An 18036-nucleotide genomic window follows, 5' to 3' on the forward strand; every position below is an offset into this window, starting at 1 on the left:
CGGCACCGCTTCCCATGCTCCGAACCGAACTCCGCAAGCTGCTACCCTACCGCACTGCCTGGGTTATTATGTTGCTGTTCACGGCTTTGCTAGCGGCTACCATAGCCGGTGCGGGCGGCGTAACGGTAAATGGCCAAACCCTAGGTGCTGCCCTGTATGCCTTGCCGGGCATGTGGGCCAAGCTTGCCTACATAGCGGGTTATTTCTCCTTGTTGCCCGCTTTCCTGCTGATCATGCTGATTACCGACGAGTTTCAGTACCGCACCTTCCGGCAGCAGCTCATCGATGGCACCCCGCGCGAGCAGTTGTTGCTTGATAAGCTGGTGGTGGCGCTGCTACTCACGCTGTGGGGCATGCTGTCGGTGCTGGTGGCGGGGGTATTCTTCGGCCTAACGCGCAACCCCGAGGCAACTTTTGGCAATGTGTTTAGCGGGGCTGCCGAGCCCCTGCTGCTCTACGGCATCCAACTGCTGGGTTACCTTTCGATTGCGGCGGTGCTGGCCTTGCTCATCCGCAAAAGCACTCCGGCTATTGTGGCGCTGCTGCTGTACGTATGGGTAGTAGAGCGCCTGGTCCGGTACTTTCTGCCCGATGCCATTGATCGGTTTTTGCCGATCAAGGCGCTTGATATGCTCACGCCCTCCCCGTTTGCGCAGGCTCTCGATACCATGCTTGGGCCCACGGGCGCCTTGCCTCCGGCGCAGGCAGCGGTGGTGGCCCTAGGTTATATTGGGCTGTGCTGGCTGCTGGGCGCATTTTTACTGCGCACCCGCGACCTTTAGACCCTACCTTTACGGCCTCACTATTCCTTTTTGTTGGTATGCGTTTAGCAGCTTTACTCACGGGCACTTTGCTCTCCGTTTCGCTTGCAGCGGCTGCGCAGGCCCCCGGCACGCCCGAGGCCGACCTGAGAGCGGGCCGCGAACTGCTGGCTGCCAAAAACTTCGACAACGCGGCCCGCCGCTTCGAAGCCGCGAGCCGTAGCTCGCCCAACAACGCCGAAGTGCAGCTGCTCTTAGGCCAGTGCTACACCGAGCTCGGCCGCTACGCCGAGGCCCGCACGGTGCTTAGCAAAGCCACGGCCCTCGACGCCGCCCTTAAACCCCGGGCCGAGGAATACCTAGCCTTGGCCGACACCCGCGAGAAGGCCGCCTTGGGTGCGCGCAGCAAGGCCGAAACCGAAGCCGCCGCCGTGCGGGCCCGCGCCGCCGCCGCCCTCAAGGCCCGCGCCGAAGCCGAGTCAGCCGCCAAAAATGCGGCTTTCAGCGCCCCGGTGGCCGCGGCCCCGCTGGTGTACGGCGTGTACACCTGCTCCTTCGATAACTGGGACGCCGCCAGCCAGCGCTTCACCTCCGTGCCCAAGGGCGCTTTCGAGCTGAACGCCAACGGCACCTACCGCTACCTCGATGGCAGTGCCAGCGGCCGTTACACCTACAACGCCCAAACGCGCCAGCTTAGCTGGATAACCGGCTACTTTGCCGAAGCCGGCAAACCCAAAACCACCTTCGCTCCCGGCGACAAGGTGTCGCAGCTGAACATTGAGTTCGGTGCCGACAAAGGCTCGCAACGCTGGTCGTGCGGGTGCAACAGCAAGTAGCCCCCAATCAAAAGCCCTAGGTTATTTACCTAGGGCTTTTGATTGGGGGCTACTTGCTTACTAGCTTTTGCTAATCGTTCTTGGCGCTGGCTGCCAGCGAGTTCGAGTAGGCTATGATTTGCGCCAGGTGGTGCGGGAATACAAAGGTTAGTTTGTTGGCCCGGGCGTACTGAATCAGCTGCTTGGCTTGCTGGCCGTAGTGTTTTTTTAGTTGGCTTTTGGGGTGCACCAGCTGCACAAATTTATCCTTGGTGTAGAGGTACAGCTTGGGCCTAGTACCGCCGGCCAGCGCCAGAACGCCGCGGGCATTTGTTCCGGAGAGGCCCGGGCCACCAAGCACCAACGTTTCGCGCTGCAACAAGCTTACCGGGCCGGTCGTCAGCTCCTCGAAAAACATGGGCATGGGCCGCGGGGAGTACGCCGTTGGCTTTTTTTGCCAATAATACGTGCGGTAAATGCGTACCTGCGTAGTATCAAACTTGCCCAAATGGTGCCTCGGTATGAATGCCGAATGGGCAACCCCCATCCCCCACTGCGAGCCACCAAATGCCGGCCGGTTAATCTGGGTGCCAGTCCGACCGGGGGCGTAATGCGACAGGTTACCCTTTACCGCAAATACCGAAATGGAAGAGGCCGGAAAGGTTTTGATGGCACCGTCGGGCATGGTTACCATCAGCACATTTTTGTCGACGTGCAGCACCAACGGGCCGCGCAGGGTGTCGCCGGTGGTGGTGATTACCGTGGAGCCGGCAAAGTGCTGTATCAGCTGCGTTTGGGCATAAACCCGAGCGCTGCATAAAGCCAAACCGCTAAGCAATAATAAAGTAACTATTTGACGCATACGCTGGCTTGGTATTGAGGTATTGAAGGTAAAAACGTAATTATACCAAGCTCAACAATAATGCCATACCGCGTGGCGGTAAGCTTTGCGCGGCTGCTGCGTTGCCAAATGGCAGTGTGCACCTAGGGAGCCGGCTGCCGCAGGGCGTTGGCGTAATTTACAATAAACGCCAGTTCGTGCGCATCGCCGAAACTGAGGCGGTGCTCCTTGGCATACCGCTCGATGCGCTCGGCCTCGGGCTTGAAATACGCCAGCAAATCGCGCTTCGGGTTGCGCAGCATCAGCAGGTTGCCCTCGGGCGTGCCCAGAAAGAACTGGTCGCGGATGGTGGTGTAATAGCCCATGGTGCCGCGCGGCAAAGCACCAATGGGCGCGTTGGCATAGTACGGCCGAAACATGGGGTCGGCGGCCGATACGGGCCGTTCCATCAGCGATTCGCGGCGCAACAGCAGCACCGGCCCGCGGCTTAGCTGCTCGAAAAACGCGGGCGAGCGGAAATCGGAGTAGTCGTTGCCGCGGTTCCAGCGAAACGTACGGAACTCGCGCACCCGGGCGGTATCGGGGCGCTGGCGGCGGGCTTGCATGGGCAGCGGCCCCCAGCTCGGGTTGCCGAAGAAATACCCCCGCCGGGCGTCGTAAAAATCGTAGTACTGATCGAAATAGCCGGCCGGTTGCTGTTTTTCGCCGCGGGTGGCAAAGCCGGCCACCGCCAGGGCGGGCACGGTGCGCACGGAGTGGTCGGGCAGGTTCACGAGCAGCACGTCGCGGTCGGTGTGCAGGGCGGCGGGCCCGCGCAAGGTGTCCCCCGACGTGAGTACCACTGTGGCGGCCTCGAACTGCTGCACCAAATTGCGTTGGGCCTCTGCGCCTTGCGCAGCAAACAAGCCAACGGCACTAAGCGCCCCCAACAGGCGCGCGGGTAGGCGAAGCGTTTTCATAGCCGTATTAAGATACGCAGAAAATGCTTCGCCTACCCGCGCCGGGGTTGCTTGCTCGGGCTTACTCGGCCGGCAGTGCCTCGGCCGCCGTTTGGGCCGGGTGCGGGCCGCGGTCCTTGGTCAGGATGGTGTGGCCGAGCTTGTCGCGCTTGGTGGTGAGGTACCGCTCGTTGTGCTCGTTGGGCGCCACTTCAATGGCCACGGTATCCACAATCTCGAGGCCGTAGCCGATAAGGCCGGTGCGCTTGCGCGGATTGTTGGTGAGCAAGCGCAGCTTGTGCAGCCCTAAGTCGCGCAGGATTTGGGCCCCCACGCCGTAGTCGCGCTCGTCCATGCCAAAGCCCAGCTCCAGGTTGGCCTCCACGGTGTCGCGGCCTTGCTCCTGCAGCTTGTAGGCCCGCAATTTGTTGAGCAGGCCAATGCCCCGGCCCTCCTGGTTCATGTACAGCAGCACGCCCTTGCCCTCGCGCTCAATTTGCTGCATGGCGTGGTGCAGTTGCGGGCCGCAGTCGCAGCGGCACGAGCCGAAGATGTCGCCGGTTACGCACGAGGAGTGCACGCGCACCAGCACCGGCTCATCGCCCGAAATATCGCCTTTTACCAGCGCCAGGTGCTGGGCGCCGGTGCTGCGCTGGGTGTAGGCAATCAGGTCGAAGTCGCCCCACTGGGTGGGCATCTTCACCGAAATTTCGCGGTCGATGAGGCTTTCCTGCTTGAGGCGGTACTGAATCAGGTCTTGCACCGAAATCAGCTTGAGGCCCCAGCGGTTGGCAATTTCGCGCAGCTCGGGCAAGCGGGCCATTTCGCCGTCTTCCTTCAGAATTTCAACCAGCACGCCGGCCGGCTCAAACCCAGCCAAGCGGGCCAGGTCGATGGCTGCCTCGGTGTGGCCGGCGCGGCGCAGCACGCCGTCTTTGCGGGCTTTCAGCGGAAAAATGTGCCCCGGTTTGCCCAGCTCCTCGGGCTTGGTGTCGGGGTCGATGAGGGCCAGAATGGTTTTGCTGCGGTCGGAAGCCGAAATGCCGGTGGTTACGCCGTTTTTCAGCAAATCGACCGAAACGGTGAAGGGCGTGGCGTGCAGGGCCGTGTTGCGGCCCACCATTAGCTCAAGGCCCAGCTCTTCGCAGCGGTCTTCGATAAGCGGGGCGCACACCAGGCCGCGGCCGTGGGTGGCCATGAAGTTGATGACTTCGGGCGTGGCGCAACGGGCCGCACAAATAAAGTCGCCTTCATTTTCGCGGTCTTCGTCGTCCACAACTACTACCACTTTACCGGCGCGGATGTCGGCAATGGCGTCTTCGATGGGGTCAAGCATGGCTTGCTAAATATGAGCGGCCGGCCTCGGAGAACCGGTCGGAAGTTGGTTTCGGGCTGACAACTATCAGCGGCCGGGCGAAGTTACACAGGCGCCGCCTTTGTCATCGTTTGCCGCCTGGTTTCGGTTCCCGAAAACGCCTCGGGGCGAGGCTTTGCTTAGGAGCGTGTGGGCTGTAGCGCGAAAATCCGTTGCCTACGCCGACCTTCGGTACCGCGCCACTTCTTCGCGCCCTAGGTGCCCGGCAGCTTGCCACCGCAAACACCCTCAGCGGGCCTGCTGAAAGCGCTGCGTAGGCTGCCACACCGTGGTGCGAATGCCGCGCAGGTAGCGCCAGAAACCCAAAGCCAGCGCGGCGTTCATGCTGTAGAAGTGCGTGATAAAGCGCAACAACCGCAGGTGCACGCCCGCGCGTTTCAGGGCTCTGTCGAGCAGCAGCAAGGTGGGCAGTGCCAGTTGCCCCAGCAGCATGAGGGCGTAAACCCAATGTGCCCCCCGGGCCACCAGCAGCGCGTTGGCACCTAGGGCCAGCAACAGCAGCAGCGGCGTAAGCCAGCGCAATACTTTGTGCGACCAGAACGCAAACGGAACACCGCGCCACACCGGCCACAGCAAACTGGCAAACTCGCCTAGGTTCTGAAAGTTGCCGGCTGCAATGCGGGCCTTGCGCCGAAACTCCTCGGGCAGGTGGTCCGACACGTCCTCGTAGCACACCGCGTTTAGCTCGTTAATGGCTTGGTACCCATCGCGCAGCACGGCCATGGTAATGTAAAAGTCATCGACCAGAAACGCCGCCGGGGCTGGGTGGTAGCAGGCGCGGCGCACAGCAAAGCAGCCGCCAAATGCCCCCATCATGCCGCCCCACACCACGCCCTCTTGGTACTTGATGAGGTTTTCGCGCTCGAGGTACGCCTTCTCCTGGCCCGAAATACCCTCGGCGTGGTGCTCGGGGTTGATGATGTTGCCGCCCACTAGCCCGATGCGCGGGTTGTGAAAATGCTTTACCAGGTGATAGAGCGTGTCGGGGGCAAAAAACACGTTGGCATCGGTGAGCACCAGCACGGGCGCCGTGGCCTGCCGCGACAGGGCATCGATTACGCCGGGTTTGCCTTGCCGTTGGGTGTACGCTTCGAAGCGCAGCTGCGGAAATTCACCTTGAAGCTGCCTTACCAGGGCATTGGTGCGGTCGGAGGAGCAATCGGAACCGATGTAGAAGGTGAGCCGATCGAGCGGATACGTGGTCCGGAAGGTACTGCGGATCTTTTCTTCGATTACCTGCTCCTCGTTGTGCACGGCCAGCAGCACATCCACCGCCGGCAGCTCGTGGCTTAGCGGAGCATACACCTCTTGGTTTTGCTTCCGGCCTTTAGCGAAGCGGTTCAGCAGCAACGGAAACAGCACGTAGGTGTGCGCCACCAACACGATGCTCGCCCACAACAGTATGGCCAGGGCTAGGTTCATGCCGGAGTTACGGGCGCAAGCACGCGCTGGTACAGCTCCACAAAACGCTGTACCACGCGGTCGTTGTCGTAAATGGTGGTGGCGGTGCGGCGGGCTTCGGCGCCGATGCGCTGGTGGTCTAGGTTGCCTTCGGCGTACCGGCCAATGGCTTCAATCCATTGCTGCGGCGTGTCGCACACCACAATGTCGTGCTCGTGCTGGCAGGCAATGCCCTCGGCACCTAGGCCGGTGCTCAGGATGCACTTGCCCATGGCCATGCCCTCGATAATTTTCACGCGCATGCCGCCGCCCGAGAGCAAAGGCACAATCATCAACTCGTGCTCCTGCATAAAGCGCGCCGCCGAATCGACGAAGCCGCGCATGTGCACGCCCGGCAGCTGCCGCCGCATTAAGGGCTCGGGGGCATTTTTGCCGGCTACGTGCAGCTGCAGCGCGGGGTAGCGGCGCTGTACCTCGGGCCACACCTGCTCCAAAAACCACAGCAGCCCCTCCTGGTTGGGCATCCAATCGAGCGAACCTAGGAAAAACAAGGTGTTGGCGGCGGGCCGAATGCTGGCATCGGGGTTGAGGCGCAGCAGGTTTACGCCCGCCGGCACAAAGACCACCGGCTCGGGGCAGCCCAGTTGCAACAGGCGGTTGCGGTCGGGCTCGGTAATGGAGGCAATGGCCGAAAACCGGGGCAGGTAATTTTGCTCGAAGCGGCGCAGGCGGCGGGCCAGGTGGCGCAGGTAGCCGGCCTTTAGCGTCGAACGCTCGTTGGTGGCCAGCTGGTGCCAGATTTCGTGCTCCACGTTGTGGGCCCGCAGCACTACCGGCACCTGCGGCGCCACGCGCCGCACGGCCTCCACGTACCACGACACGAACGTGCCTTCGATTTGCACCACATCGAACTGCTCTTGCAGAAGCAGCTGGGTTAGGCGCGCTTCCAGATCGGGCGAAATAAACCGCTCTACGTTGTAAGGATTGCGGCTGAACAGCAGGTTGCGCAGCGCCGCCACCGGCGAGAGGCGCGTATCCACGTCCACCGTTACCAAACGCACGTTGGGCCCTAAGTGCTCCAGCACGTTATCGGGCTGGTGGTGCTTGGGAGTGTTAGCTGCCAGCACCGTTACGCGGTGCCCCGCCCGCGTAAGCCCGGCCGCCACGTCGTACATGGCAATGGCGCCGCCGTCGGTGGGCGGAAAAGGCACTCGCGGACAGATTTGCAGGATATTCAAAATTAGGCACAGCGGTTCAGCTGCCAAAGGTAACGAGCCAAAGCGAACGGAAGCGCCCAGCCGGTGCCAGTGTAGCCACTCGCCGACACACCGCGAAAAATGTACCGCTCGCCTCACGCGTTATGCCAGCGGCGGCCATTTGTCCAAAACCGCCGCCCCCACGCCTAACCCCGGTACTCGATTACGGAGCGCCGAATTTGCTCATCGGTACCAAGGAGCAGCAGCACGTCGCCGGGGCCGGGGCGCGTATCGGGGCTGGGGCTTACCAGAAATTGCCCGGCCGAGTCTTTCAGGCCAATAACGGTGGCACCGGTACGCGAGCGGATGTCCAGCTCGCGGATGGAGCGGCCACGCAGCTCGGTGCGTAAGTCGGTAAACGTGAGCTCCTCCAGGCGCAGGCGGTTTGGCCCGAGGCCGTTGATCATGTCCAAGAACCGGATGACCTCGGGGCGCATCACCAGGTTGGCCATGTGCGAGCCGCCAATCTCGTCGGGCATTACCACGGAGTCGGCACCGGCGCGCAGCAGCTTGCTTTCGGAGGTTTTCAGCGAAGCGCGCGAAATGATTTTCAGGCGCGGGTTCAGCTCGCGGGCCGTGAGCGTCACGAACACGTTGTCGGCATCTTTGGGCAGGGCCGAGATCAGGGCGCGGGCCCGCTCGATGCCGGCCTGGCGCAGGGTTTCATCCGCGGTAGCGTCGCCGAATACCACCGGCACGGCAATGTCGCCCAGGGCTTCCACGGCTTGGCGCATCAGCTCCTGGCTTTGCTCCACCACCACTACCTTGGCGCCGCTGGCGCGCAGCTCATGAAACGCCTTGCTGCCGTTGCGCCCAAAGCCACACACTATTACGTGGTCCTGAAAAGCGCGAATTTCCTGATCCGTCATAAACATCTTGAACAAGTTGCGCAGCTCACCGTCGAACAAGTACTGCGTGAGCACCGACACCAAGTAGGCCACCACCACCAGGTTGTACAGGATGTAAACCGACACAAACAGCCGGCCGTCGTCGGACATGGGCCGCACCTCCCCAAACCCGGTGGTGGAGATGGTGATGATGGTCATGTAAAACGCCTCGAGCCAATTGTAACGCTCGATGAGCATGAAGCCCGCCATGCCCATGCCCAAACTGAGCACCGACAAAATGACGGCGAGCATAAGGCGGCTTAGGTTAGCGCGTTTCCACATAATGCGTGGCACGAAGGTAGCGGGCGGCGCGGCTTGTGCGTACGCGCGGCCGTTGGGTTTTGGGTTCTCGCAGAGGTGCGCTGAGGCAGGGAGTACTCGCCGCAATTTGCTTATCTCGCAGCCGCGTTCCGATTTGTATCAACCCGTTATGCTAATGGCACTCAAACCACAACGCGCCCTGCTTGCGTTGGCCGGCTTGTATGTTCTGTACCTGGCCGGTGGGCTTGTGCTAGCCTCGCAAGCGGTTATCGACCGGGTGTATTTTTTTCCTGGCTATTCTATTAAACGCCCGATGCCCGATGAATCGGGTTTTTCGCCCGACGGGCCCGTGGTGCAAAACTTGTCCGGGGGTGTGGCCCTTAGCCGCCGCATTGTGCCCGGAAACCTAGGCAGCGTGGTACGCATCGACACGCTGCGCTCGGCCTCCGACTCGCTTACCTGCTTTGTGCAGGAAACCGGCCTGGCATTCCGTTTCCCGCGGCACGCGTTTCCGGCTGCCGAACCGGCCGAGTACCCCGCGCCCGCCCGCATGCTGGTGGTGTCGGATATCGAGGGCAACTTCAAAGGGTTGCAGCAGTTGCTGCAGGGCGCCGGCGTGGTGGACGCGCAAGCCCGCTGGCGCTTTGGCGCGGGCCACCTCGTATTTGTGGGCGATATGTTCGACCGCGGCCTGCAGGTAACCGAGTGCCTGTGGCTGCTCTACAAGCTGGAGCACGAGGCCGCGCAGGCCGGCGGCAAGGTGCACTTCATCCTGGGCAACCACGAGGTGATGAACCTGACCGGCCACTACAAATACCTGCGCCGCAAATACCGCCACAACGCCGATTCGCTTGGCCTCGACTACGCCCGCTGGTACGCTCCCGATACCGAGTTAGGCCGCTGGCTGCGCTCCAAAAACGTAGTGGAGCGCATCGGGCCCACGCTGTTCGTGCACGGCGGCCTCAGCCCCGAGGTTGCCGCGCTACGCCTGCCCCTTGTGCAGCTCAACGCGCTTACGCGCCGTAGCCTCGATGCATCTCAACACGCCGCGCCCCGCCCCGCCGAGCAGCTGGTGCGCAACCCCAAGCTCAGCCCCGATTGGTACCGCGGCATCGCGCAGGAAGAAGCCCCGGCGGCGCACGTAGCGGCGGTGCTGCGGCAATACGGCGCTACGCGAATGGTTATTGCCCACACGCCCGTCGAAGAAATTACCCCGCTTTACAACGGGCAGGTTGTTGCTATTGACTTACCGCACCAAGAGCATACGAAACAAGGATTTGGGCAGGCGCTGTGGGTCGAAGGCGGAAGGTTTTCGGTCGTCGACAACCTAGGGCGCAAGCAGGCATTGTAGGCACCTGCGGCAGGTTCTCACGCAGGTTGCGCGGAGGTTCGCAGAGGCGGGCCCGCGCAGTGTTTCTACCGCGATATAATGGTACCCAGCAGCCCCGCCAGCTGCATATCCAATTGCTTCAGGCTCTTAAAAATCGACATCTGCGCGAAGTATTCCTCCACGTTGTTCGGGTCGAGCGAGTTCATGGTGTTGAGGCAGTCGGTCAGCTCGCGCTCCACGTTGCACTTGTTCAGGCGCAGAATGGCGTTGTCGCAGGCTTCCTGCAGCATATCCAGCTCGCGCGGCACGTAAATGCTGTGCGTAATCCAGTTGGGGCTCAGTTCGTGCGGCTCGGTCACCAAATCGGTAATCACGGCCCGGATGTCGCTGCGCTCGTGGCGCACCAGCTCCCGGGCATCGGGAAAGCGCCCCGCACCTAGGGCTTCGCGGCACAGATGCATCAGGTCGGCGTAAATGGGCGTCCGGAAGGGCGTTTCGTCGGTTTGGCTTAGCAGGTACTCGGCCACGGTGTGCTCGTTGGCCAGCTGCTGCGCCGGGTAGTTCAGGATGAGGCGTACCACCTCCTTCTCGCAGGCTTGCTGAACGTCGGGTATCGGCTCGGCCTCCACCACGTCCTCCGTAGGCTCGTCGCCCATGAAGCCATATGCCTCGTCGGGCATGGCATCGTCGGGCTGCGGGCGCGGCGGTTGCTGACCCAGGCCCGTAAGCTGGCCGCCGGGCTGCACGGCCGCGGTGCTGCTTTGGCTGCGGGTGCTGCTGGCAGCTCCGCCCCCCGACGACCTAGGCACTCCCTGCTTCACGAGCTTGTTGTACTCGGAAATCAGCACCTGCTCGTCGATGTGGAAGGTGCCGGCGGTTTGCTGCAAAAACACCTGCCGCTTCAGCGGGTCGGGCACTTTGGCGATGCTCTGCAGCACGTCGCGAATGGCCTCGGCTTTCTTTACCGGGTCGTTGGCGGCTTCGCGGGCCGCGAGCTTGGTTTTAAAGGAGATAAAGTCCTGGCTGTTGGCCTCCACGAACTCCTGGAAGCGCTTGTCGCCCACCTTGCGGATGTAGCTGTCGGGGTCGTCGCCGTCGGGGAACAACACCACGCGCACGTTCAGGCCGTTCTCCAGAATAATATCGAGGCCGCGCAAAGCTGCCCGAATACCGGCCGCGTCGCCGTCGTACAGCACCGTTACGTTGTCGGTGTAGCGGGCAATCAGCCTGATCTGGCCTTCGGTGAGCGAGGTGCCCGACGAGGCCACCACGTTTTTGATGCCGCCTTGGTGCAGGCTGATGACATCGAGGTAGCCCTCCACGAGGTAGCACAGCTCCTCCTGCCGAATGGCCTGCTTGGCCTGGTACAGGCCGTACAGCACGTCGGATTTGTGGTAAATCTCCGACTCGGGCGAGTTCAGGTACTTGGCCCCGGCTTTTTCGTCGCGGCGCAAGGTACGGGCACCGAAGCCCACCACGCGGCCCGAAATGTTGTGGATCGGGAACATCACGCGGCCCCGGAAACGGTCGTAGCGGCGGCCGTCTTCCTCGCGCTTAATCACGAGGCCGGTTTTTTCGAGGTACTTCGCGTCGAAACCCGCTTTCTGGGCCTCGTTGAGCACGTCGTCCCACTTATCGAGCGAGTAGCCGAGCTCGAAGGTCTCGATGGTAGCCTGGTTCAGGCCGCGCTCCTTGAGGTAGGCCCAGCCGATGCTCTCCCCTTCTTCCGACTCCTGCAGCAGCTTTTTGTAGCGGTTTTTTGCCCAATCCGACACGATGTACTGCGAGTCGCGTTCGTTTTGGGCCAGCTGCTGCTCCGGCGTCTTTTCTTCTTCCTTAATCTCGATGCCGTACTTCTTGGCCAGCCACTTAATGGCCTCGGGGTAGCTCACCGATTCCACGTCCATCACGAAGCGCACCACGTCGCCGGCTTTGCCGCAGCCAAAGCACTTGTAAATGCCCTTGGCCGGCGCCACCGAAAACGACGGCGACTTTTCGTGGTGAAAAGGGCAACAGGCCCACAAGTTCTGGCCTTTTTTCTTGAGCGTGACAAAGTCGCCTACTACCTCCACAATGTCGGCGTAGTGCAAAACTTGGTCGATGGTTTCTTTCGGAATGAGGGCCACGGCAGAGCTGAGCAATAAGGCCTGCGAAGGTACGAATGAACTCCCCTCCTCAGATGAGGAGGGGACGCGGCAGCTTTAGCTGCCGCTGGGGTGGTTGACAATCGTTGCTGACGTTGGCCGCCTTTGTTTAACCTGTCATCCTGACGAAGGAAGGACCTTATCACGTGGGGTAGAATTTACTATCTGGCGCAATAAGGTCCTTCCTTCGTCAGGATGACAAGTAACACTTAGCACCAGCACGCATGATGTTTCGGCATGCTCGACAGGACAGGGCCTAGGAAAATCGCGCGGACGCAATAAGGTCCTTCGGCTAGCGCCTCAGGAAGACAACGTAAGCAGTTTTTGTCCACGTTTTTAACAACGTCAGCAACGATGGTCAACCACCCCAGCCGCCGCTAAAGCGGCGGCATCCCCTCCTCATCTGAGGAGGGGAGTTTGTTGTTCTTGGCCGTCGAGCAAACTCTGGCCGGCTTTTGCGGGTTTTCCGCATTAGCCCACCGATTCGGAATTACCTTTGCCGACGCGGCGGCCAAGCCCGCCCCTCTACTCCCATGAGCATTACCCAAGAAGCTGTACTGAAAGCCCTGAGCTACGTGGAGGAACCCGACCTAGGGAAAGACCTCGTGACGCTCAATATGATTGAAGACGTGCAGATTGACGGCCAGAAGGTTTCCTTCACCGTGATTCTGACCACGCCCGCCTGCCCGCTCAAAGACCTCATCCGCAACGCCTGCGTGCGCGCCATCCAAACGATGGTTGACAAGGACGCAGAGGTGACGGTGAACATGACCTCGCGCGTGACGACCATGCGCCAGAACCGCGACATCCTGCCCGGCGTGAAGAACATCGTGGCCATTGCCTCGGGCAAAGGCGGCGTGGGCAAAAGCACCGTTACGGCCAACCTGGCCGTGGCCCTGGCCCGCTCGGGTGCCAAAGTAGGCATTGTGGACGCCGATATTTCCGGCCCCTCGATGCCGGTAATGTTCGGCGTGGAGGACGCCCGCCCGCACGTATTCCAGACCCCCGACGGCCGCAACCTCATTGAGCCCATCGAGCGGTTCGGTGTGAAAATCATGAGCATTGGCTTTTTGGCCCCGGCCGAATCGGCCATTGTGTGGCGCGGCCCCATGGCTTCGTCGGCCCTAAAGCAGTTTATCACCGAAGTTGATTGGGGCGAGCTGGACTACCTGCTGCTCGATATGCCGCCCGGCACCTCGGACATTCACCTGACGATGGTGCAAACGGTGCCCGTTACCGGCGCCGTAATTGTAACCACGCCGCAAAAAGTAGCCCTGGCCGACGCACAGAAGGGTTTGCAGATGTTCCGCCAGCCGCAAATCAACGTGCCGGTGCTGGGCGTTATCGAGAACATGGCGTGGTTTACGCCCGCCGAGCTGCCCGAAAACAAGTACTACATCTTCGGGCAAGGCGGCGGCCACGAGCTGGCGCGCAAGCACGATGTGCCGCTGCTGGGCGAAATTCCGCTGGTACAGGGCATTCGCGAAAACGGCGACGCCGGCATTCCGGTGGTGTTGCAAAGCACCTCGGCGGTGGCCCCGGCGTTCGAGCAGCTGGCCGAAAATCTGGCGCAGCAGGTGTCTATCCGCAACAACATCGCGCCGCGCACGCAGGTAGTTGAAGTAAAGTAAAGCCGACCCGTTTGCGGCGAAAGTGCGAACTTCGCAATCAGGTCAAGTGTCTAGTAACTATGTCAGCGTCTGCCACTCTCCTCGAACATCCCTTGCTGCCCCGCATCGAGCAAGCCCTCGACAGCATCCGGCCGTACCTCGAAGCCGATGGCGGCAACGTGCGCGTACTCGAGATTACCGACGATATGGTGCTCCGCTTGGAGCTGATGGGTGCCTGCGGTACCTGCCCCATGTCGCCCATGACGCTGAAAGCCGGTGTTAGCGAATCGGTTAAAAAGGCCGTACCGGAAATTGTGGCCGTGGAAGCCGTAAACGGCATTACGGCACCGCAGCCAGCCGGCCAGGTTGGCCGCCCTGTGCAGCCGAACCCGGTGCCTACGCCTAATTAATATTCGTTTTTCGGAAGTACTAATAGAAAAGCGCCCCGCTTCTGCCGATTTCGGCGGAGGCGGGGCGCGCTCGTGTTAGTGAATTTAGTCAACGGATTGCGGCAAGGCGTTGTGGGAGATTTTTAGCACTACTATCCATACGAAGCACTAATGTTGAGTCTTGCACAAATGTCCCTACGAAGCACGTCAGCCCCCATAACGCCAAACCGCTGTTACCTGCTGTTTTTATTTGTCTGTCTTTATGTTCCAAGTTATGCAGTTCAGTATTCCTCCGTCATAAGCTATTTCGTTGCTTTCGATAGTCTGAATGTTTTGTCCTGCGAAAATCGTCTCAAGTTGTTTTACGGCTAAGTCATCCTCTCTGATGCCAAAGGTTGGAATGATTACCGTATTTTCCATTTGCAAATAGTTGATGTAGCCGCCATTTGCGTGGTCTATACTTTCATTGTCATATACTTTATAAGGAATTTTTATGTACTCAAGTCCTGTGTTGTGAATAGCAATTTCAAAAGCTCTATAAAACCATTCTTTCTCTTTTTTATGTTTATAGTTATTGATGACAACCGTATTTTCGTTTATAAACCGAATCATACCGTCTGAATGACCTGTGAAGTCGCCCGGTTGTTGGGAAACAAAGTAGAGTTTGTAATCTGTAAGAGTTCGTATAGCTTTTTTATCAATTGCTTGCGTTCATACTGTGGATTGTCAACAAAAATACGGTCAGTCATAATGACTTTATTTGTCCAATGTGTTACGTTACCACCGTCAAGGATGATATCTGTTTTTATTGTGTTAATACAGATATGACTACAAATTGCATCAACGTCTGAAATTGTTTTTAGAAGTTTCTTTGTCTGTAAGTATGAAGGATTATAAGTGAACCGAGCAAACTTGTTCAACTCGGTCTGAATAGGCATATAGTCAACCGCCCACACATCTTTTGTTTTAGGAAGCAGCGCAAAATTGATATTGCAATCGGTCAGCACCTTTTCAAACCGATTGTAAAAGTCGGGATATTTTTTTTGGTAAAGTGTCCGCTAAATATAGAAAATTAGTTTGGCTGTCAATTATCATTTGCCTGGGTTAATTAAGAAAGCATAGTTTAGTTGATCAGCTCCGTTTTCCTTTGCGTTTTTTCCTAAGCCTATACGGGTTCTTTTAATAATTTGTGATTTCGGAAAATTATGTTCAACAATTTGTGTTTTTATCGATTGAGTGAACGCATTATTTTCACTGAAAAGCTTCATAGCACAAACCATCGGTCCTTTTATAATTGTTTTCCTGTCAATATCATATATACTTCTTAGCAAGATGCCACCATAACCTCCTGTTTCGTCATTTTTGAGAGCAATGTCAACCCCTGAATAATGAAAAAACCAATCGCCCGCTTTGGGGTCAACGTGTCTACGCTTGTATGTACTGTTGTCAGCATGATTTGGTGAATTCCAATAAAATTCAATTTCTATTAACCTATATAAAGCGTTATTTGTCTGAATGGCATAACTATCAAATAATTTTTGAGCTATGCTCTCAAATTCGCTTTCTGTTTCTTTTTTTATTGACAAAAATTCCATAGTTGATGTGTGCCGTACTAAAATGGCAGGTAACATTCCTATCGCCGAAACTGGCAGCAGCATATTGGCTTGGGTTATATCTACTTAGTCCGCAAGCGAGTTTCGGCTACAAGTAGACCGTTGGCACGATAACCGAAACCCGACGACTTCCAAGCCGCTTCTACTGATTTTGGCGGAGGCGGGGCGCGGTGGTTTTTGGTTTGGTAGCTGTAAGATTTACTTACGTCTTATGTTAACTTCTTTCATATCGAAATAGCACTGCTCACATACGAGTTTGATGTTAGCAAAAGCCATTGAGCTGTCATTCCACTCACCTTCTCGCTCCCTTACCTTTTCGCATTCATCACACCATGCTTGAAGATCATCTTCGATGTCTAATTCCATGTTTACATGCGTTACAAAAGCCTCCTCAAATCCAACTTTTGAAGCACGATTCAGGTGTTGGCAAACAAACGCTCTTCTTCGGCATTCGTGTAAACCACACTCCACATACTTGTCTTTAATTTCCTGAGCAGTTTCATTATCGACCACGTCTAGCACTACCAAAAAACATAACAGATGCTCAGATACTGGCCTATATACCCCTATGCCATTAAGTAAATAGACTGCTATTGCACTTAGTTGCCATGCTTCCTCTTCGGAGCTTTCGAAGTATCCAGTAATAAGCTTATCAAACGCGGTTTGCTCTCCAAAGTCTTTTATAGCTTCAATTTCTCCTTTGCCCTTCGAAAAAACGGATTCTTTGTCCCACGCCCATTTCCAAGTATTAGTGTTTGTCGAATAAGTACCCGCTAGCACGAATCGCAAATTGATTTCTTTCTCTCCCGTCGAAAAGGTTAATAAGCCTGTAACATTATTATAAAACCAGTTCTCATAAGAATCGATATCATAGTCTGTTATGAATTGTTCTTGTAATACTTGCAAGTCGTGCAGGCATTGATCAGCAAACACGCTGTATTTTAATTTATTCATGATTTCATGTGAATTGGGAGCCTGAAGGTAGCCAGCGCAGTGTAAGCTGGCAAACTGCTCAGATACCCTGCTTTTGCGCTTGCACCTATACCTTTGCCCGCAATCCACCCTGCTTTCAAACATATGGCCAACCCGAACGACCCTTCCCTGCACTCCTGGATTGACATTGCGCCCAACAGCGACTTTCCCATCCAGAACCTGCCGTTTGGCGTGTTCGAAACGGAGGAACGCGGAACGCGGGTGGGCGTGGCCATTGGCGAGTACGTGCTCGATTTGTACGCCGTAAGCCAGTTCGGCTTGTTCCGCGGGCTCGATCTACCTTCGGAGCCGCGGGTGTTCCGGCGTCGTTCGCTCAACGGGTTTATCAAGCTGGGCCGGCCGGTGTGGCGGGCGGTGCGGCAGCGCATCAGCCAGCTGCTGCGCCACGACAACCCCGAGCTGCGCGACAACGAGGAGGCCATGCGCAGCTGCTTGGTGCGCCAGCGCGATGTGCGCATGCTGCGCCCCGTGAAGCCCAACAACTACACCGACTTTTACAGCAGCATTGAGCACGCTACCAACGTGGGCACCATGTTCCGCGACCCGGCCAACGCCCTGCTGCCCAACTGGAAGTGGATACCCATTGGCTACCACGGCCGCACGAGCAGCATCGTGGTAAGCGGCACCGATATCCGGCGGCCCCTAGGTCAAAGGAAGGCGCCCGATGCGCAGGTGCCCACCTTCGGCCCCTCGCAGCAGCTCGATTTTGAGCTGGAAGTGTCGATGGTAGTGGGCCAAGGCACTGCGCTGGGCGAAACCGTGCCGTTGGAGCAAGCCGAAGACCACATTTTCGGCCTGCTGCTGTTCAACGACTGGAGCGCCCGCGACCTGCAGAGCTGGGAATACGTGCCCCTAGGTCCGTTTTTGGGCAAGAACTTCGGGAGCAGCCTGTCGCCGTGGGTGGTTACGCTCGATGCCCTGGAGCCCTTCCGGGTAACCGGACCTGAGCAAGACCCCGAGCCCCTGCCCTACCTGCACCAGGTGGGTGCGCGCAACTTCGATATTCAGCTGGAGGTAAGCCTGCAGCCGCAAGGCGGCGAAGAAAACGTGATTTGCCGCTCAAACTTTAAGTACATGTATTGGAGCATGGCGCAGCAGCTTACGCATCACGCCTCCAACGGCTGCCCGCTGGAGGTGGGCGACCTGTACGCCTCGGGCACCATCAGCGGCCAAAGCCCCGACTCGTACGGCTCGATGCTGGAACTCAGCTGGCGCGGCACCAAGCCCCTGACGTTGTCGGACGGCTCGCAGCGCAAGTTTATCCAGGACGGCGACACCGTGATTATGCGCGGTTTCTGCGAGCGAAACGGCCTGCGCATCGGCTTCGGCGAGGTGCGCGGCACTGTGCTGCCAGCTGTAGAGTAGCCGTCGGGTCATTTGTAGCGCGGAACCACAGGTCGGCGTAGCCAACGGATTTCCGCG

Annotated in this window: 17 protein-coding genes; 6 read left to right on the forward strand and 11 right to left on the reverse strand. The window is 58.4% G+C overall.

Features of this window, described 5'->3' with window-relative positions:
• Positions 1-14 precede the first annotated feature (14 nt).
• On the forward strand, positions 15-782 hold the full coding sequence (locus D3Y59_RS05165) for an ABC transporter permease subunit (RefSeq protein ID WP_119444080.1): 768 nt from the start codon (positions 15-17) through the stop codon (positions 780-782).
• A gap of 38 nt (positions 783-820) precedes the next feature.
• Positions 821-1597 (forward strand): tetratricopeptide repeat protein, encoded by a 777-nt coding sequence (locus tag D3Y59_RS05170; protein ID WP_119444081.1) that lies wholly within the window; start codon positions 821-823, stop codon positions 1595-1597.
• Positions 1598-1667: 70 nt separating this feature from the next.
• On the opposite strand, the gene D3Y59_RS05175 is transcribed toward D3Y59_RS05170, so the two are convergent.
• The 6 genes from D3Y59_RS05175 to D3Y59_RS05200 form a co-directional block, all read right to left on the reverse strand.
• Positions 1668-2438, reverse strand: a complete 771-nt coding sequence (locus tag D3Y59_RS05175; protein ID WP_162910569.1) for a hypothetical protein — start codon at positions 2436-2438, stop codon at positions 1668-1670.
• A 122-nt stretch (positions 2439-2560) separates the two neighbouring features.
• Positions 2561-3376, reverse strand: a complete 816-nt coding sequence (locus D3Y59_RS05180) for a hypothetical protein (RefSeq protein ID WP_119444083.1) — start codon at positions 3374-3376, stop codon at positions 2561-2563.
• A 61-nt stretch (positions 3377-3437) separates the two neighbouring features.
• On the reverse strand, positions 3438-4691 hold the full coding sequence (locus D3Y59_RS05185) for a bifunctional 3,4-dihydroxy-2-butanone-4-phosphate synthase/GTP cyclohydrolase II (RefSeq protein ID WP_119444084.1): 1254 nt from the start codon (positions 4689-4691) through the stop codon (positions 3438-3440).
• Positions 4692-4958: 267 nt separating this feature from the next.
• Positions 4959-6152: a glycosyltransferase gene (locus D3Y59_RS05190; protein WP_119444085.1), complete on the reverse strand. Its 1194-nt coding sequence runs from the start codon at positions 6150-6152 to the stop codon at positions 4959-4961.
• On the reverse strand, positions 6149-7342 hold the full coding sequence (locus D3Y59_RS05195; RefSeq protein WP_119444086.1) for a glycosyltransferase family 4 protein: 1194 nt from the start codon (positions 7340-7342) through the stop codon (positions 6149-6151). Before D3Y59_RS05195 ends, D3Y59_RS05190 begins: the two co-directional genes overlap by 4 nt.
• Positions 7343-7533: 191 nt before the next feature.
• Positions 7534-8526 carry a potassium channel family protein gene (locus D3Y59_RS05200; protein ID WP_240410539.1) on the reverse strand — a complete coding sequence of 331 codons (993 nt, stop codon included), beginning with the start codon at positions 8524-8526 and terminating at the stop codon, positions 7534-7536.
• Positions 8527-8710: 184 nt separating this feature from the next.
• Between D3Y59_RS05200 and D3Y59_RS05205 the strand changes: the two genes are divergently transcribed.
• Positions 8711-9886, forward strand: a complete 1176-nt coding sequence (locus tag D3Y59_RS05205) for a metallophosphoesterase (protein WP_162910570.1) — start codon at positions 8711-8713, stop codon at positions 9884-9886.
• Positions 9887-9951: 65 nt separating this feature from the next.
• Here D3Y59_RS05205 and dnaG read toward each other — a convergent pair whose 3' ends face one another.
• Positions 9952-11991 carry a DNA primase gene (gene dnaG / locus D3Y59_RS05210; protein WP_119444088.1) on the reverse strand — a complete coding sequence of 680 codons (2040 nt, stop codon included), beginning with the start codon at positions 11989-11991 and terminating at the stop codon, positions 9952-9954.
• Positions 11992-12542: 551 nt separating this feature from the next.
• Between dnaG and D3Y59_RS05215 the strand changes: the two genes are divergently transcribed.
• Both D3Y59_RS05215 and D3Y59_RS05220 read left to right on the forward strand, forming a co-directional pair.
• Positions 12543-13640, forward strand: a complete 1098-nt coding sequence (locus tag D3Y59_RS05215; RefSeq protein WP_119444089.1) for an Mrp/NBP35 family ATP-binding protein — start codon at positions 12543-12545, stop codon at positions 13638-13640.
• A 59-nt stretch (positions 13641-13699) separates the two neighbouring features.
• On the forward strand, positions 13700-14029 hold the full coding sequence (locus tag D3Y59_RS05220) for a NifU family protein (RefSeq protein WP_119444090.1): 330 nt from the start codon (positions 13700-13702) through the stop codon (positions 14027-14029).
• Positions 14030-14254: 225 nt separating this feature from the next.
• Here the strand turns inward: D3Y59_RS05220 and D3Y59_RS18725 are convergent, their stop codons facing one another.
• The 4 genes from D3Y59_RS18725 to D3Y59_RS05235 form a co-directional block, all read right to left on the reverse strand.
• Positions 14255-14710, reverse strand: coding sequence for an agmatine deiminase family protein (locus D3Y59_RS18725; protein WP_317127426.1), 456 nt, complete (start codon positions 14708-14710; stop codon positions 14255-14257).
• The gene (locus D3Y59_RS18845) at positions 14617-15015 is read right to left on the reverse strand and encodes an agmatine deiminase family protein (RefSeq protein ID WP_119444092.1); all 399 of its coding nucleotides are present in this window, start codon (positions 15013-15015) and stop codon (positions 14617-14619) included. The genes D3Y59_RS18725 and D3Y59_RS18845 overlap by 94 nt, the downstream gene beginning before the upstream one ends.
• Before the next feature lie 84 nt (positions 15016-15099).
• On the reverse strand, positions 15100-15666 hold the full coding sequence (locus tag D3Y59_RS18220) for a hypothetical protein (protein ID WP_162910571.1): 567 nt from the start codon (positions 15664-15666) through the stop codon (positions 15100-15102).
• A 153-nt stretch (positions 15667-15819) separates the two neighbouring features.
• Positions 15820-16575: a DUF6882 domain-containing protein gene (locus D3Y59_RS05235; RefSeq protein ID WP_162910572.1), complete on the reverse strand. Its 756-nt coding sequence runs from the start codon at positions 16573-16575 to the stop codon at positions 15820-15822.
• A 123-nt stretch (positions 16576-16698) separates the two neighbouring features.
• Here D3Y59_RS05235 and fahA point away from each other — a divergent pair, with 123 nt between their 5' ends.
• Entirely contained in the window at positions 16699-17979 is a 1281-nt protein-coding gene (gene fahA / locus D3Y59_RS05240) for a fumarylacetoacetase (protein WP_119444094.1), read from the forward strand.
• The last annotated feature ends 57 nt before the right edge of the window (positions 17980-18036 follow it).

The organism is Hymenobacter oligotrophus, assembly GCF_003574965.1.
Classification (GTDB): Bacteria; Bacteroidota; Bacteroidia; order Cytophagales; family Hymenobacteraceae; genus Solirubrum; species Solirubrum oligotrophum.

Coding starts and splice junctions, on each gene's coding strand:
- D3Y59_RS18220 (WP_162910571.1), bottom strand. CDS start 15,666: ATGCTGCTGCCAGTTTCGGCGATAGGAATGTTACCTGCCATTTTAGTA.
- D3Y59_RS05215 (WP_119444089.1), top strand. CDS start 12,543: ATGAGCATTACCCAAGAAGCTGTACTGAAAGCCCTGAGCTACGTGGAG.
- D3Y59_RS05165 (WP_119444080.1), top strand. CDS start 15: ATGCTCCGAACCGAACTCCGCAAGCTGCTACCCTACCGCACTGCCTGG.
- D3Y59_RS05200 (WP_240410539.1), bottom strand. CDS start 8,526: ATGCTCGCCGTCATTTTGTCGGTGCTCAGTTTGGGCATGGGCATGGCG.
- D3Y59_RS05205 (WP_162910570.1), top strand. CDS start 8,711: ATGGCACTCAAACCACAACGCGCCCTGCTTGCGTTGGCCGGCTTGTAT.
- fahA (WP_119444094.1), top strand. CDS start 16,699: ATGGCCAACCCGAACGACCCTTCCCTGCACTCCTGGATTGACATTGCG.
- D3Y59_RS05220 (WP_119444090.1), top strand. CDS start 13,700: ATGTCAGCGTCTGCCACTCTCCTCGAACATCCCTTGCTGCCCCGCATC.
- D3Y59_RS05170 (WP_119444081.1), top strand. CDS start 821: ATGCGTTTAGCAGCTTTACTCACGGGCACTTTGCTCTCCGTTTCGCTT.
- D3Y59_RS05235 (WP_162910572.1), bottom strand. CDS start 16,575: ATGAATAAATTAAAATACAGCGTGTTTGCTGATCAATGCCTGCACGAC.
- D3Y59_RS05180 (WP_119444083.1), bottom strand. CDS start 3,376: ATGAAAACGCTTCGCCTACCCGCGCGCCTGTTGGGGGCGCTTAGTGCC.
- D3Y59_RS05190 (WP_119444085.1), bottom strand. CDS start 6,152: ATGAACCTAGCCCTGGCCATACTGTTGTGGGCGAGCATCGTGTTGGTG.
- D3Y59_RS05185 (WP_119444084.1), bottom strand. CDS start 4,691: ATGCTTGACCCCATCGAAGACGCCATTGCCGACATCCGCGCCGGTAAA.
- D3Y59_RS05175 (WP_162910569.1), bottom strand. CDS start 2,438: ATGCGTCAAATAGTTACTTTATTATTGCTTAGCGGTTTGGCTTTATGC.